Source organism: Nocardia sp. NBC_00881 (assembly GCF_045207455.1).
Taxonomy (GTDB): Bacteria; Actinomycetota; Actinomycetes; order Mycobacteriales; family Mycobacteriaceae; genus Nocardia.
On sequence record NZ_CP108798.1, the window covers coordinates 6497678 to 6513551 of the forward strand.

At 64.8% G+C, this 15874-nt stretch carries 9 protein-coding genes, 1 tRNA gene and 1 pseudogene; 7 read left to right on the top strand and 4 right to left on the bottom strand.

Features of this window, described 5'->3' with window-relative positions; all coding sequences use genetic code 11:
- The first annotated feature begins 40 nt into the window (after nucleotides 1-40).
- Genes OH799_RS28140 through OH799_RS28150 form a run of 3 tightly spaced genes read left to right on the top strand, consistent with a single transcriptional unit; the run spans nucleotide 41 to nucleotide 4152 of the window.
- Nucleotides 41-1798 carry a glycosyltransferase family 2 protein gene (locus tag OH799_RS28140; RefSeq protein WP_406270087.1) on the top strand — a complete coding sequence of 586 codons (1758 nt, stop codon included), beginning with the start codon at nucleotides 41-43 and terminating at the stop codon, nucleotides 1796-1798.
- The gene (gene galE, locus OH799_RS28145; RefSeq protein WP_406270090.1) at nucleotides 1792-2829 is read left to right on the top strand and encodes a UDP-glucose 4-epimerase GalE; all 1038 of its coding nucleotides are present in this window, start codon (nucleotides 1792-1794) and stop codon (nucleotides 2827-2829) included. Before OH799_RS28140 ends, galE begins: the two co-directional genes overlap by 7 nt.
- A gap of 9 nt (nucleotides 2830-2838) precedes the next feature.
- On the top strand, nucleotides 2839-4152 hold the full coding sequence (locus tag OH799_RS28150) for a UDP-glucose dehydrogenase family protein (protein ID WP_406270093.1): 1314 nt from the start codon (nucleotides 2839-2841) through the stop codon (nucleotides 4150-4152).
- Between the two features lie 72 nt (nucleotides 4153-4224).
- Here the strand turns inward: OH799_RS28150 and OH799_RS28155 are convergent, their stop codons facing one another.
- Nucleotides 4225-6309 (bottom strand): BTAD domain-containing putative transcriptional regulator, encoded by a 2085-nt coding sequence (locus OH799_RS28155; protein ID WP_406270096.1) that lies wholly within the window; start codon nucleotides 6307-6309, stop codon nucleotides 4225-4227.
- A gap of 615 nt (nucleotides 6310-6924) precedes the next feature.
- On the opposite strand from OH799_RS28155, the pseudogene OH799_RS28160 reads away from it, so the two are divergent.
- The 4 genes and pseudogenes from OH799_RS28160 to OH799_RS28175 form a co-directional block, all read left to right on the top strand.
- A pseudogene (locus OH799_RS28160) lies at nucleotides 6925-7067 on the top strand (recombinase family protein); the annotation flags it as partial.
- Between the two features lie 667 nt (nucleotides 7068-7734).
- Nucleotides 7735-8265 (top strand): hypothetical protein, encoded by a 531-nt coding sequence (locus tag OH799_RS28165; RefSeq protein ID WP_406270099.1) that lies wholly within the window; start codon nucleotides 7735-7737, stop codon nucleotides 8263-8265.
- Nucleotides 8266-8270: 5 nt separating this feature from the next.
- On the top strand, nucleotides 8271-9137 hold the full coding sequence (locus OH799_RS28170; RefSeq protein WP_406270102.1) for a hypothetical protein: 867 nt from the start codon (nucleotides 8271-8273) through the stop codon (nucleotides 9135-9137).
- Nucleotides 9138-9311: 174 nt separating this feature from the next.
- A complete protein-coding gene (locus OH799_RS28175; protein ID WP_406270105.1) occupies nucleotides 9312-13493 on the top strand; it encodes a trypsin-like peptidase domain-containing protein in 4182 nt (1393 codons plus the stop codon).
- A gap of 3 nt (nucleotides 13494-13496) precedes the next feature.
- Here OH799_RS28175 and OH799_RS28180 read toward each other — a convergent pair whose 3' ends face one another.
- The 3 genes from OH799_RS28180 to OH799_RS28190 all read right to left on the bottom strand — a co-directional run bounded on the left by OH799_RS28180 (nucleotide 13497) and on the right by OH799_RS28190 (nucleotide 15770).
- Nucleotides 13497-14171 carry an RNA polymerase sigma factor gene (locus OH799_RS28180; RefSeq protein WP_406270108.1) on the bottom strand — a complete coding sequence of 225 codons (675 nt, stop codon included), beginning with the start codon at nucleotides 14169-14171 and terminating at the stop codon, nucleotides 13497-13499.
- Nucleotides 14172-14202: 31 nt separating this feature from the next.
- Entirely contained in the window at nucleotides 14203-14700 is a 498-nt protein-coding gene (locus OH799_RS28185; protein WP_406270111.1) for a hypothetical protein, read from the bottom strand.
- Nucleotides 14701-15697: 997 nt separating this feature from the next.
- Nucleotides 15698-15770: transfer RNA gene (locus OH799_RS28190), tRNA-Arg, on the bottom strand.
- Nucleotides 15771-15874 lie beyond the last annotated feature (104 nt).

A 15874-nucleotide genomic window follows, 5' to 3' on the forward strand; every position in this document is an offset into this window, starting at 1 on the left:
AGACCGTACTGCGGCGATCCAACGACTGTCGGATGGCAATGTGCTCGAAATTTCCTCCCGCGGACCGATATTCGGTCACGGCACGAAACCGCAACGGACTTTTGCCCCGAAAACTTTCGTGCCTGCGCTGCGGCGCCGGGAGCGCATACTCGTCGCAGGCCTGACCGTCGGTTGGCTCGTCGGCGTCCTGGCTTTCTGGTGGTGGTGGCTGCGGCCCGAAAACCGAGTGGGATGGATCGGGTTCCTCGTCGGCAGTACGGTATTGCTATACCTCTCGTGTGAGCCGCTGTCCTATCTCGCCGCGGCGAACCGGCTGTGGCAAGTCGATCGGCGATTGCCGGTGCCCAGCCTTCGGGTTGCGTTCGTGGTCACGCGCGCACCGTCGGAACCATGGGACGTCGTGAGGACAACGCTGTCGGCGATGCTGGCGCAAGAGTTTCCGTACCCCTACGACGTGTGGCTGTGCGACGAGCAGCCGACCGCGAAGGTGACCGATTGGTGTGCGGCGCACGGCGTCCGGATTTCCAGTCGATTCGGTGTCGCGGAATACCACTGTGCCGCCTGGCCCCGCCGCACTCGGTGCAAGGAGGGCAACCTTGCGTACTTCTACGATCGAGTGGGGTACGGGAATTACGACGTCGCAGTCCACGTCGACTGCGATCACGTGCCGGACTCGACCACGCTGGCCGAGATGGTCCGGCCCTTCGGCGATCCCGCGGTCGGTTATGTCGCGGCACCGAATAATTGCGACCGCAACGCGGCGAGTTCGTGGTCGGCCCGCGGGCGGGTGCATCGCGAGGCGTACTTCCACGGTCCTGTTCAGCTCGGTCACAACCGCGGACTGGCGCCGATCGCCATCGGCTCCCACTATGCAATCAGAACACAGGCCCTTGCCGAGATCGGTGGGATCGGTCCAGAGCTTTTGGAAGATTTCTCGACCGGTTTCCTGCTCGAATCGGCGGGTTGGCGCGGCGCCTTCGCTATTGCGGCCGGTACACACGGGAACGGGCCACTGACGTTTTCGGCGATGCTCGTCCAAGAATTTCAATGGACACGAAGCCTGACCACCCTACTGTTGCGGGTGGTGCCGCTACATTTCGGCCGGCTCAGTTGGCGGTTGCGGCTGCGGTATCTGTACGCGATGCTTTTTCACTCCGCGTTGATCGTGGCCATCGGGTGCGGGGTGGCGGCCCTGGCGATCAGTGCCGTCACCGGGGCGGAGTGGTCCGCCGCCAACCCAGTTCTGGTGCTCCTGTACTGGGTGGCAAATTCGCTCTGGCTGGTCCCGCTCACTGCGGTGTTGCGGAGAGCCGGGTTGCTCCGGCCGATCGATACACCGATTCTGAGCTGGGAGAACTGGCTGTATCGCCTGACCAGATGGCCGTTCATCGCCTGGGGAGTGGGTGCGGCGGTCTGGCAATTGTTCCGGCCCCGCCCGATCACGTTCAAGGTGACTCCCAAAGAGGTGAGCGGGCTCGAGCCGTTACCGTCCGAACTGATCGCGCCGTCTGCCGCGCTCGGCGTGGTGCTGGCCGCTGCCGCGCTCATCGGCGAGTTGTCCAGCGCGACTGCAGGTTACGTCGTCCTCTGCCTGTTGGGTGCGGCGATCTACGTCACGGTGATGTTCGCAGTGTGTCTGCTGCATGCCGCGGAAACAGCCAAGGCGGCTCGAGTCAGCTTTCGCCGCGCCATCGAGAAGGTGGCCGCCCCGTTGCTTATCGCTGTACTGACAACTACTCCTGCCGCTGTGGCGATGGCCCTGTTTCTGTTTCGGAAAGTGAGTGAAGAAGCATGGTAATTCTGGTCACCGGCGGAGCAGGATTTATCGGCAGCCATACCTGCGTGGAATTGCTTCAGAACGGCTACGAGGTCGTGGTGGTCGATGACCACTCCAACAGTTCGCCCGGAGCGTTGGACCAGGTCCAGAAACTGGCGGGACTGCCACTCACGGCCTACCAAGTCGATCTGCGTGACCGGCAGGCCCTTGCCGCGGTATTCGATGCCCACCCGATCGAAGCGGTCATCCATTTTGCCGCGAAGAAAGCCGTTGGCGAATCCATCCAGATTCCCCTGGACTATTTCGACGTCAATATCGGCGGTACCACCGGTCTGCTGCGCGCCATGTATGAGCACGGGGTGTACCAGCTCGTTTTCTCGTCGTCGTGTTCCATCTACGGGGACTCGCAGAAGGTCCCGATGGCTGAGGAGGCGCCTGCCGGACCGACCAATCCCTACGCGCTGTCGAAATGGACATGTGAACAGCTGCTGGCGGAAACCTGCTCCCGGTACGCGCAATTCAGCGTGATCTCGTTGCGATATTTCAACCCGATGGGCGCGCATCCGAGCGGGAGGATCGGGGAGGATCCGCGGGGTGTGCCCCACAACGTCATGCCGTATCTCACCCAGGTCGCGGTGGGACGGTTGGAACGGTTGTCGGTTTTCGGCGGCGACTACCCGACTTCCGACGGTAGCGCGATTCGTGACTACATCCACGTGATGGATGTGGCGGACGGCCACCGGCTGGCCGTGGAACACCTCGGTGACGAGCCGGGAATGCGGGTGTTCAACCTGGGCACCGGATCGGGTGTCTCGGTTCTGGAACTTGTCGAGGCCTTCAGTGCGGCCTGCGGCAAGGAGATCCCTTATCAGATCGTGGATCGACGCCCCGGTGACGTGGCGTGCCTCATCGCCGACGCGGGCCGGGTCGAGCGGGAATGGGGATGGCGAACCACCCGAAATCTGGCCGACATGTGCGACGACGCGTGGCGGTTCCAACGGCTCAACCCCAACGGCTACGACGGGGTTGAACACCCCGATCGTTCCAATTAGGAGAGCGACATGCGGATTACGGTGATCGGAACGGGATACCTCGGTGCGGTACACGCCGCCTGTATGGCCGAAATCGGTCATGATGTCCTTGGTGTCGACCTCGATGCCGGCAAAATCGAGGTGTTGGCCTCGGGCCGTGCACCATTCTTCGAACCCGGCCTTCCTGAGGTACTAACGCGCAACGTCGACTCCGGCGCGCTGCGTTTCACCACATCACTCGTCGAAGCCGCCGAGTTCGGCGATGTCCATTTCATTTGTGTCGGTACCCCGCAGGAGCGGGGGTCATACGCGGCGGACCTGCGGCATGTGCACGCCGTGATCGACGGTTTGGCGCCCCATCTGGACCGGGACACCTTGATTGTCGGCAAGTCCACCGTGCCGGTCGGGACCGCGGCCGCGCTGGCGACCCGGGTTGCTCGGCTTGCACCCGCCAGTGTCGAGGTTGCCTGGAACCCGGAATTCCTTCGGGAAGGTTTCGCGGTCGAGGACACGCTGAAGCCGGACCGACTGGTAGTCGGCGTCCAATCGGCTGAGGCCGACTCGATCCTGCGTTCGGTCTACGCGCCGATACTGGAAGAGGGGATACCGTACATATCGACGGATCTGGCCACCGCCGAGTTGGTCAAGGTCTCGGCGAATGCCTTTCTGGCGACGAAGATCTCGTTCATAAATGCGATCGCCGATGTGTGTGAGGCAGCCGGTGCGGATATCGTCACGCTCGCCGATGCGATCGGTCATGACGACCGCATCGGACGCCGATTCCTGTCTGCGGGACTCGGCTTCGGCGGTGGCTGCTTGCCGAAGGATATCCGTGCTTTCACCGCCCGCGCTCATGAGCTGGGTGTCGGTCACTCATTGGGTTTCCTGAAAGAGGTCGATGAGATCAACATGCGGCGCCGGGAACACGTGGTCGAGCTGGCCCGGCAGCTGGTCGGGGGCTCGTTCCTCGGGGTTAACGTGGCGGTGCTGGGTGCCGCCTTCAAACCGGACAGCGACGATGTCCGGGATTCTCCAGCGCTCAACGTGGCGGCCGCGATTCAGCTGCGCGGCGGCCGGGTACGTGTGCATGATCCCGAAGCACTCGACAACGCGCGCGCGGTGTTTCCTGGGCTCGACTACGCGCGCGAGGTGACCAAGGCGTGTGAGCATGCCGACATCGTGCTCCATCTGACCGAGTGGAAAGAATACCGGGAACTGGATCCCGCGGAACTCGCCAAGACGGTAAGCCACCCACGTATTCTCGACGGGCGAAACATGCTTTCACTGGATTCGTGGCGCGCGGCCGGCTGGACGATTCGCGGACTCGGGCGAGCCGCCGCCTGACGCGGCGCCGGTGGGGTTTCGTATCGGCGGCGCGCCGTCGGTACGAAACCTGCGGCCGATCGCGGCCGTTCCTCAGGACGCGGCTTCAGATCGGGGCTCCTCGTTCCGCACCAGCGTGCACGCGTAATCCCTGAGTAGACGATGCAGCTGGTAGTGATTCCTGCTCACGACGGTGACCAGATTCTCGTCGGCCAGACGGTCCAGGAGCAGACGAGTATATGAGGGGGTGAGTCGCATCAGTGCGGCAACGTAAGCGGTGATGAATCCGTCGGAAGGCAGCGGGCCCAGAAATCGGAACATCCGTTGCTCGTCCGCGCCGAGCGATCGATAGGACAGATCGAACGCCGACCGCAATCGGCCGCTTCCGGCGGCGAGTTCGTCGAGCAGACCCCCAGTGCTCTCGAGTTGTTCGACGAGATCCGCGACTGTCCATGCAGGCCGGGACTGCAAGCGGCGCGCGGCAATCGCCAATGCCAGCGGGAGACGGCCGCACAACTCCACCAAGCTGCGGCTCGCGTCCGGTTCGGCCTGGACCCGCTTCGCGCCCACCGCCTGGTTCAGCATCTCCTCCGCCTCGGCAGGTGTGAATGTCGACAGGATCAGTGTTTCGGCGCCATCCAATGCCAATGTTCGCCTGCTGGTGATCAGTACCATGTTGGCAGGACCGGCCGGCAAGAGCGGCAGCACCTGGTCCTCCAGCACGGCGTTGTCCAGAATTATCACAGTGCTTTTGCCGTACAACCGATCCCGGTACATGGCCGCTCGCTCACCCGAGCCGGGCGGGATCTGGTCACCGGGCACCCCCAGTTGCCGAAGGAACATCGCCAGGACCGATGAGGGGTTTGCAGGTGGTTGAGCGGCGTGTCCCTGGAGATCCACGTAGAGCTGGCCGTCGCCGTAACGACCTTCCCTTCTCAGCCGGTGCGCGGCATGCACTGCGAGCCGTGTCTTCCCGATACCAGCCATCCCCTCGATCAGGAAGACAGGTACCGAGGTGTCGGCATTGTCGGCGGAGGAGCCGTCCAACAGTTGCTGGAGCTCGACCTTTCGGCCGATGAAATCGGCGATATCCGGAGGTAATTGGTGATGTGCGCTGATCGGCGTGAACTCCGGCCGGCCTACTTCCTGACGCAACACACGCTGATAGGCAGCAGTGAGTTCGGGCCTGGGATCGGCGCCGAGCTCCGATGCCAAGCGACGCCGCAGGGTGTCGAAGACATTGAGCGCGGCAGCCTGCTGCCCGCTACCCGCAAGCGCGATCATCAGCGCCGCATGAATGGATTCGTGCAGGGGATCGGCGTCGGCCACTTGTTGCAATAGTGGAAGTACTTCCTGGTAGCACCCCAAAGTAGCAGCAGCGGAAGCATATTCGACAACCACGGCTCGGTATTCGCGGACAAGCGCCAGCACGATCGGGTGCGTCTGCAACGCGACGATGCCGTCGAGCGGATCGCCGCGCCACAGCGCGATGGCTTCGGCGAACAGACCGCACGCGGCATTGAGGTCCCTGTCGTCGCGGGCCTGCCGCGCGCGGGTGACCAGCCGCCGGAATACCAGCAGATCGTGTTGATACTCGGTCACGGTGAGCTGGTAGCCACTGCGAGTCACCGGTATCGGCTGTGATCGGGAATCGTCGGCGATGCTCGGCTGTAGGCGTCGCCGAAGGCGGGAGACCCTCGACTGCAGCAGGTTCGCTGTGCCATAGGCCGGCCGCACGTCCCAGAGCGCATCGAGCAATGCGCCGCGAGTCACGGAAACATTCGGTGTCAGCGCGAGCAATCCCAACAGTACGTGCTGGGCCTCGGACCCTGGATCGACCGGTGTGCCGTCCACCGAAACTCGCAGCGATCCCAGTATCTCGACCCGCAGCCGGGCTGCTTGGCGGTATTCATTGTTTGCCTGGCGTACCAAATCATCGAACTCGTAACGGGAAAGCCCGAATACATCGGCGAGCTTGCGCAGCGTGGAAGCGCGCGGGCGGGCAACTCGGCCTTGCTCGATGTCGCGCAGTCCGCCGACGCTCAACCCCGCGAGTTCCGCTGCGGCACGTTGGTTGAGACCGGCGCGCCGTCGGAAGTGTTGGATACTGTCGGCGAGTTGGTCACCAGCGGTCAGCGACACGTCGATCACCCTCTCGAGCACGAAAGTGGCCGCCATAGTTGTCGATCGGAATCCCCGTTGCTCGATCCAGTTCGTGGTGGTCCGGTCGGAGACACATGCCCCATCGATGAGCCTTTCCGATAGCGGTTGATCGAGCGGTGCGGGTTCGGCACGCGAAAGCCCTACTGGCACAGGGAACTCGGCGCGGATCCAGGCGTCGACCCATCCGTTTCAAGCCGTTGAGATACGTCGGGCCGCAATTTCCGCACTGTGGGATTGCCGATCGCGAGCTCGAAGCGCCTGAGCGTCCTAGGGCAGGTCGTCGAAGCTCCTGACCAGGTCTGGCCGTGGACGCCATGTGTCGTAGCCGGTCGGGTCTAAGCCTCCTGAGGATTCTCGGCAGTCGGCTTCGCTGGCTTCCGCCGCTGTCCGCTGATGGGCCCACGTCGTTGGTGGCCTTCCGGCGCGTCGCTGGATGCGGGGCTGGTCTTGGGTGGCCCAATGAGGGCCTACCGAGAAGAATAGATCGAGCGTCGCTGGCGTGTTAGCTTCTAACGCGACATTTTTCGTTCGTTCCCCGACATCATCACCTCCCGTCGGCGACATCGGATCGCCCGATCCGCGCCGCAAACGCGGACTACCACCGGCAAGGGTGGTCGGGTGGTCCTCGCCAAGGAGAACCTGACGCTCACCGGCGAGCACTCACCGACGGCGACGCTGCTGCTGTCGGTGATGGTCGCGTTCGCCGAGTTCGAAGCACTGATCCTCGAACGCCAGCGCGGTGCCTCGCCGCAGCCGAGCAGCGCGGCCTCTACACCAGCTGGAGGGCCGAGAATCCCCTATCTCCCATGCAGCACCGGTCGTGCGCAGGGGCTTCAATTCGACGAGATCTGCTCCTGGTGCGCGTGTCCAAGCCGCTCGTGAGCGGCAGTCGTGACGACATCGATCAGCGACGACATGATCATGCTGTCGAGAGCATGCCGGCTGCAGCCGATAGGGCGCCAGCGTCCCCGAGATCGTCCTGGTCCCTGGGGGAGGCGGCCGTGGCCGCGTGGAACCGCCTGTCCGCTTCGATCTCGAGATCCGTGATGCCTTGTCGCATGTCAGGCGCTACACCGTAGCCACGGACTCGGCTCGTGCTGGTATAGGCGGAGCGTTCGCTCGCTGCAGAGTTCCCTCAGCAGGTCCTGGCCCGCACCGTCCTCTCAGCGATCGGCAGTGGTGAGCGGACGTTCTATGGCGATCGCCCATGACAATATCTCCGTTTCCCTGGCCGGAGGCGGTCGACCGGCGCCCTATTCGGCGAAAAGGCCTGGTTGCTGTGGGTGTCGGCCTTGGACTGGGCAATATGGCTGCTGGGGTATCCATCGTGTGGGCGGTGGTGCCGGCTCGGCTCTTCCGTCGATCGGTCTGCTTCCCACGACAGATGCATGCGCGGTGATCCAGCGTGATAACCAGTCTTTTTGCGCGCAGAGGTGATTCGTGAACACGGCACAGGACTCGCGGGACCGAGCCGCGGTGGCGCGGATATTGGACTCGTCCGATCGGCCGGTGGGGACCGGGTTTCTCGTCGGTCCACAGATGGTAGCCACGTGCGCGCACAGTGTCGCGGCGGCAATCGGTGGCGATCCACACAACCTGCTGCGACCCTACGTCCCCGTCGGCGTGGATTTCCCGTGGCGTGCTCCCGGCGGTCGGGTAATCGCCCGAGTGCGCGGCTGGGTGCCGGAGTATGCCGACGGTTGTGGCGATATCGCTGTGCTGGAACTCGATGCCGCACCACCGGCAGCAGCAAGTACACCCTCGATGCGAGGGACCGACGGCATGACGGCCACCGGATTTCGGATGCTGGGAGTAAGGAACAGCGGATTCGGTATCGTTGCCGTGCGCGGCGACTTCCGGACCCCTGCATCGGGTATGAGTGTGGTAGCGCTGGAAGTCACGCACGAGAACCACCGATCTCCGACTGCTGCAGTGGCGCCCCCGCATGGGACGGCGGGGCGAACACAGTGATCGGTATGGCGACGGTCCCGGACCGGCGATCGGTCACCCGCACCGCCTACATGATCCCGATCCAGGATGTGCTTCGCGTCGTCGGTTCTCTGCAAGCTCGCGATGCCGACGTGGGGAAGTTCTACGCCGAGCCGGATGCCGCCGGCGAGCCGGTGGTCGGCGTCTACGGGCTCCGGACGTTCACCGTCTACCACGGGAAGCTGCGGCCGGTGTTCGAGCGGGGAGACAGCACCGCGTGGCGCGACGGAACGTGTATCGCCGAGCGCAGCAAGGGCGCGCGGCATCAAGCTCCGGCCGACGGCTGTACCTGTGGCGTGTACAGCTTCCGAGATCTGAACCACCTGCGGCGGCAGTATTCGGAGTCCGCCACGACCGTCGGTGTGATCGCGCTCGAGGGCCGGGTGGTCGAGGGCGGCGCCGGTTGGCGAGCGCAGGCGGCGCGTCTCATTGCGTTGTGGGAGCAGGCCTCCGGAGTGGTGGACGTGTTACCGGGGGTCAAGCGGTATCGACAGGTGGATGACATGGTTCGTGCCTATTCGGGCCACACCGTGGGCAGCTCGTCGGAAAGTGCCGCCCCGAGACATGCCTCGCCCTCGCCCTGGCCTGTCCCGTTGCGGACTTCGCTGTCCGGTCCGGCCTCGAGACCTGTTCTGCCGAGGCCTGTGGCAGCGAGCCCGACACCGCCGCGGTACCAGCGGTCAGCTCGAAGAGCGCCGGCCGGTGTTCTCGAGTTCGCGATCCCCCTCCTCGTTGCTGGAGTGCCGCTGGTGATCTTGGTGTTTGCGCACGGACTGGTCGTCGTCCTGATCGAAATCTTTGTCATGCTGGCCGTCATGCTGGCCGTCATGGTGGCAACAGTGCTTGTGGATTGAGGCCTTCCGTGCGCGCCGAGGTCCGTTCGGTCCGCGGGTAATTCCGGTCTCCTGCCCGTGCTCGGCGACGATTCCTTCACGCCATCGGCGGATTTGCTACGCTTGCCGAACTTCCCCGGGAGGGTTCGACGCGTGCAAGGGATTGCGGACACCGGTCGGCTCGGCTGGGCCTCAGTGCGGATTCTAACGCCCACCGGCGATGTGGTCGGCGCGGGATTTCTGGTGCGGCCCACTCTGATTGCGACGTGCGCGCACGTCGTATCGGCGGCGCTGGGTGCGGAACCGACGGCCGACAATGTGCCCGAAGGGCCTGTGGCCGTGGACTTTCCGTCGGCGGGTGCCACAGTTCCGATACTCGCCCGGATCCGGCACTGGTCCCGCATCCGCGAGGACGGCCGTGGCGATATCGCCATCCTGGAGCTCCTTACTTCGCCCCCGGATTCCATTGCGCCGCTGCCATTCTGGCCCGCCGGCCAGCCCTGGGGTGGAGAGTTCCGGATGTTCGGATTTCCGGCCGAGATGCCCGGCGGCGTCTGGGTGTCCGGCGAGTTTCGAGCTCCGCAAAGCCAGGGCTGGGTGCAGCTGCAGGCAGCGACCGGCGGGCAGCCGATCACCGAGGGGTTCAGCGGCGCCGCCGTTTGGGACACCGAGGCGCATGCCGTGACCGGAATGGCGGTCGCCGCCGACCGCCGCCGCTACACCCGCACCGCGTTCATGCTTCCCATCGACGAGGTGCTGCGGCTGAATCCGGCGTTGCTGTCGAGCCCGTATCGCGGTATGGCGCCGTTCGACGAGGAGCACGCAGAGTTCTTCTACGGGCGGGACGACGATATCGCGCGGGTGCGGGAGACGCTGCGGCAGAGCGGTTTCGCCGCGGTGGTCGGACGTTCCGGTACCGGGAAGTCCTCGTTGATCCGAGCCGGGGTGATACCGCGATTGCGGCAGCAGGGGTGGCAGGTCGCCGCATTCCGGCTCAGCGGCGACGCCGCGACGGAATCCGGAGTGCGCGCAGTCGGTTCCGGTATCGCCGCGGATGAGCCACTCTCGACCTGGTTGATCGACCAGGCTGCGCCCGCGCCCGACGCCGATGACGCGGCCACACTGCTGCAACAGCTTCCGCCGCACGGCACGGTGTTGTTCGTCGACCAGTTCGAAGATCTGGCCGTGGCGGCCCCGCGGCAGGCCCGTGCGCTATTGCAGGCGTTGCTCGAGCTCACCCGCGCCGACACCGAGGGACGTCTGGCGATCGTGCTGACGTTACGCTGGGACGCGCTGGACGACCTACTCGACGCCGAACTCGCCGAATTCCTCGGCGGCACAACGGTTGCGGTGGCCCCGCTGAGCCGTGCCCAACTGCGCGACGTGATCAGCCGCCCCGCCGCCCGTGCCGGAGTGATGCTGGACGATGCGGTGGTGCAGCGGCTGATCGACGGTGTTTTCGACCAGCCCGGCGGGTTGCCGTTGCTGGCGTCGGTGCTGTCTGACCTGTGGGCACGGCACACCGGCGGCCGGATCACCCTCGCCGACTACGAAAACGTCGGCAGCGTGGAGGTTTCCATCGCCCGGCGGGCCGAGCAGGTCATGGCGCAGTTCACCGATCCCGCCGAGCGGGCCGACGCGGAACGGCTCCTGAAGCTGCTCGCGGTGCCGACCTCGAGCGGCGCCGGATTCCTCCGAGCGGTGCTGCCGATGCGGGAGTACTCCGAACTCCGCGGTGTGGTCGGGCGGCTGGCGCTCGACCGCCTGGTCGTCGTCGGCCGCGACAAGAACGGCGCGGACACCGTCGAGCTGGCACACCAAGCGCTCATCGACAATTGGGAACGGCTGCACGACCTGCTGCAGTCCGACCGCGACTTCCGCGCCTGGCAGCAACACCTCGCGCAGGACCTGGACAATTGGGAACGGCGCGGTCGCGAGCACGACGCGTTGCTGCGCGGTACCGCTCTGGAGACTGCGAAGGAGCAGTTGGAGGCTCGGAAATCCGATGTGCCGCAAGCACATCAGGAATTCATCGCGGCCAGCCGCCAGCTGCGCGGGCGGGAGGTGCGGCGCCTGCGAGTGGTGACCGCAGCGCTCACCGTTCTGGTGGTCGTGGCCACGTCGATGGCGGTGGTCGCCTACCGGAGCAGTGCGGCTCGCGCGGCGCAGTTGCGGTTGCAGGCGGGGCGCAGCCTCGCGGCGGAATCCATGCGGGTGGCCGACTCCGACCTGGACAAGGCGCTGCAATTCGCGCAGGCCGCAGCGCGGTATGCGCCGGACGACGACATGGTGCGGACGGCACTGCTGTATCAACAAGTGCGGATGTCGTCCGTCACGGATTACCGGACAGGCCTGTGGCGCGATGCGACATTCGGGGCGGCAAGTGGCGACGGGGCCGAGGTCGTGGTCGCCGAGGGCCGCGACGTCACAGTCTGGGCCGGTGTGCTCGGCGATGAGCCGATGCCGTGGCGACTTCCACCGACCGCCGGTAAGGTCGCCTCGCTGAACCTCAGCCGGAACGGCTCCGCACTCGCCGTGGTGACCGACGATGGTGCGGTCGCCGTCTGGGATGTTCGAAACCGCACCGGTCCTGCGTTGGTCCGTCCGCCGGAGCCTGCGCCGCTGCTGCCCAATGGCGTGTCGACCGGCTGGGATCAGACCGGGCGCTGGCTCGCGGTGCGACTCAACCGAGCGCAGGTCCAACGGGCAGAGCTTCAGCAGGCACAGCACACCGACCTGCTGGAGGTGTACGACATGGCGGGTGCCGGGCCCGTCCTGGTCTCTTCCCCGCCTCCGCTGGGAGATTTCGCCCAGTTTCCGGACTATGTCGACCCGACCGGCAGCATGATCGCGATGCGCGAGTCGAAAATCGGGATCACGCGCAACGTCGTGCGCGACGCCAAGACCGGACAGCCGATTCGGGAATTGCCAGCCGGTAATATCACCTCGACCGGCCTGGTCGTCGGATGTTCCGACGACCAACTGGTCGTCTCGGACGCGCTGACGGGGGCCGAACGTCTGCGGACGCCGCGCAGCTCGGGCTCGACGACCGAGGACTGCAAGTGGGCCGTCGATAGCAGTGGACGGTACGCGTGGTCGACGAGAATCCTCGCCGGCGATACTCTCGGCCAGACTCACCTCATCGACCTACGGACCGGCCAGGCCTTCGCCGTCCAAACAGCCAGCCCTCGGGATATGTCGGCCACGGTAGTGGTCGCCCCTGCCGACGACGGCCCGAGGCTGGCACAATTCACGCCGAGTGGCCTGCTCCGCTTCGCGCCTGCCGTGGCGATCTCGGACATGAACGTGTTCGCCGGACCGGCCACCGAACAGCGGATTGTCCGGTGGAGTCCCGACGGCTCGTTCGTTGTAGACGTCGCATGCGGCCCAGAAGATGCGAACGCAACGGTGCGCGTCGTCGAAATGACCCCCGCCATAAGGGAAGTCGCGCGTATCACGGTGACCCTTGCCGTGCGTGGGTCGATTCCGCCCGAATCTGCCTACCGGATCACTGCCGACGGGAAGCATTTCGTTGTGGCCGGTGCGACGGGTGGCATCACCATCTTTTCGCTGCCCGGACTCGCTGTCGAGCAACGTATTTCGTTACCTGTCCCGCCCGAACTCGGACCTGGACTGCGGCGACCGACATCCATCATGCAGCCCGGCGACGACGAGTTGGCCTTCTTCCATGCGGGCTCGGTCACCCGGTGGCGGATCAGCGATGGGAAACAGCTCGGCCACACCGTGCGGACTTGGCGCGACATCGACGAACTGGTGTGGATGGTACGGGCTGGCGCGCAGGCGGCCCTCGTCCCGACGCGCAACGACCAGTACTTCACCGAGAACATCGACGGCGATACCGTCCGGGCCCTGGATGACGGACGAGTACTCCGCTCGGTACCCGTCAAACCGATTGATCGCGGCAAGAGGCAGGATGCCTTCGTCAGCCGTGGCGCTCCACAGATATACATCAGGTACGAGTCCGGGGAAGACACCGTGGAGAACTTCGACAGCGGTGTGGAATCTCCTTCTGCACAACCGTTTCCGTCGGGCAATGGGGTTGGCATGACCGATGATGGTCTGCTGGTGGTCGATCACCTCGGGACACTGGAGATCTGGGACTTCGATCGCAGCGCAAAGCTCTTCGATGTGAAGATCTCGGACCAGCGGTACGGGGATCTCTCCAAAGATGCCCTGTACGCGCTGAATCCCGGCAGGTACTCCGGCAGCGGAGGTGTCGGACGGTACTCGATCAATCTCGACCGCGATGACGTACTGGGACGGCTCTGCGCGATCAGTGACCGCGGGTACACCCAGGCCGAACGGGACGAGCTACCCGTGGGTGCCGACAACACCCCACCCTGCCACGGGATCTGACGATCAAGCGACTTGCTCTTCGAGGTATTTTCGGACGCGCAACAGCCCGTCGTGGACGTATCCCTTGACGGTGCCCTCCGCCACGCCCATGACCCGAGCGGTCTCTTTGTAGGTGTTTCCCTCGTAGGTGTAGATGATGACCGCCTCACGTTCCCTCGGCGGCAGTGCGTCCAATAGCCGGATCAGCATGTCCTGCAAGGCGATCATGTCGTCGAACGGCAGGCCGGCATGGTCGGCGAGTACCGAAAGGCGTTCGTGTCCATCGGAATCCAGCCTTTCCCGGTCCTTCGCGGCCCGGACCATCGCATCCTTCACCAGGTTTTCCGCCGTGGTCCACAGGTACTTCCGGAGCCCTTCGACGTCGGTGATGTGGTCCGGCCAGCGTGCGTACACCCGCATGAACGCGGTCTGCACTATGTCGTCGGCGTCGGCGCGGCTGCGCGTCAACTTGGTGATGCGGGCAAGCAGCATCTCGCTCGCCGACTCGTATGCCTCCACCAGCATTTCGGCGAATGCCTGCTCCCGCTGCTCACCACCGCGGGCGATCCGGATGACGGCCGATCCGGTATCGGCGGTGAGCAGCGAGAGTGGAGCCTGCGCACATTCGTGCAACACCACACGCAGCAAGGCGGCAAAGAAAATATCACGGGCCTGGGCGGGATCGAGTGGCGCGCTCATGTGGTCTGGCTCCCTGTCGTCTCTCGGTATCTTATGCCTGATACTCGAGCCACCGCGTGGTCGATGTCGCCAAGGTCAGGATGATCGTGGCGATGGGGAACACGGCCACGAATATGGCGAACAGCGGGCTGCCGATCACACCGTAGTCATCGGAGGCTCCGGCAACAGCAAGCACGACCACTGTCTCGATGATGCTGTAGGCGATGTCGACCGCACAGCCGATGACGATCAGCCGACGCGCCGAGGCATGCTTGCGAAACATCTGGATGCCACCGGCAAGCAACAGCGAACCGGCGAGCAAGAAGATCGGGATCGAGATCGCGAAAAGCACTCGCGCCCCATTGGTTTCGCCCTCCGCGTCGAGGTCGCTCAACATCGCTATCCCGGCGATGAGCACAAGAATACTCAGCAGCCGGTGCGTACCTCCGAGGCAGGCGAGCACCCCGGCCGTGATGGCGGTCCCGCCGCTGGGCGGCGGTACCGGGTGTGAATGGGCAAAGTCGTCAGGGGCGGTGGGGCTCTGCATCATGGCGGATTCCTCCTTATCGAACTGGGTGTTCGTAGGGATCAACCGCCGTGGGTCACGAAACGTTGGGTCCGTAAGAAAATTTTCATGGTGGCGGTGGTGTCTGCCTGGCTGCCCGCAGGACACGGCCTGAATCGGCGACGCGGTGTGTGACGCGGACCCCGTCGGCCGCCGCGACCCCACGAAGGTAGCCGCCATCTTGCGCCACGAGTTCGAGGAGAACTGGACCCATGCCCGTATCGCCGACCACGCGAGCTCAGTTCGTCGGCAGTGACGCGCACTGACCGCCGCCTGTGAACTCACCAACCTGGAAGGAGAACTACCGCAATGACTGGGATCGAGCCAACCGAAATCAGGTGGAATCCGACGACCGCCACGAATCCTCCGCTGGGCCAGTACGAAGAATGCAGCGCAAATTCACCGGCATCCTGAGGAGTTGCGGCCTGGCATCGGCAGCGTGATGTGCGGACACCAGATTCGTGAGTATGGACGTGAACGCGACAAGCAGCTCGGTGATGTCTCACGAATACACTGGCCGCGCGGTCGTGACCGGCGTTCGGGACGGCTCTCGTCCGCGCGCCTGCCCGAGTTGGAGTGTGATCTGGTCGAGAATCTCGCGAGTGGCTGCGAGCAATGAGGTCGATCCCATCGACTCGGTGATGCCGGAGTCGGACGTGCCGGTGAGTCGAGCCTCGGTGGGCGACCGTGGGGGAGGTGGCGACGGGGCGCCAGCCGGATCGGACGGTAGTTACCAACGCACCCGACGCCTACAACGCGATCTGTACGCCGCTTTCGGCATCAAAATCGTCTACGACCACAACATCAAACACGCCACGCTCACCACGGAAACACTGCCCGCCGCTACACAAGCCGCCGCCGCACTGACCGCTACCGCACCCCCGGAACCAGCCGCCGAACCACCACCGGTACCAAGCCGAACCAGCACGCGACACAACACGACAGGCCGGGCAACCACTCGAACAGTTGCCCATGTTTTCGGTGCCCTCGGCAGGATTCGAACCTGCGACACCCGCTTTAGGAGAGCGGTGCTCTATCCCCTGAGCTACGAAGGCTGGTCGTGGTGGGTGTTGAGCCCACCGGGGACGTGGGCAGTCTACCGGGTCGAGGGCTGGGAGGCCGCATCGCTTTCCAGTGGGGTCGAAAGTGGCAGTTCCGG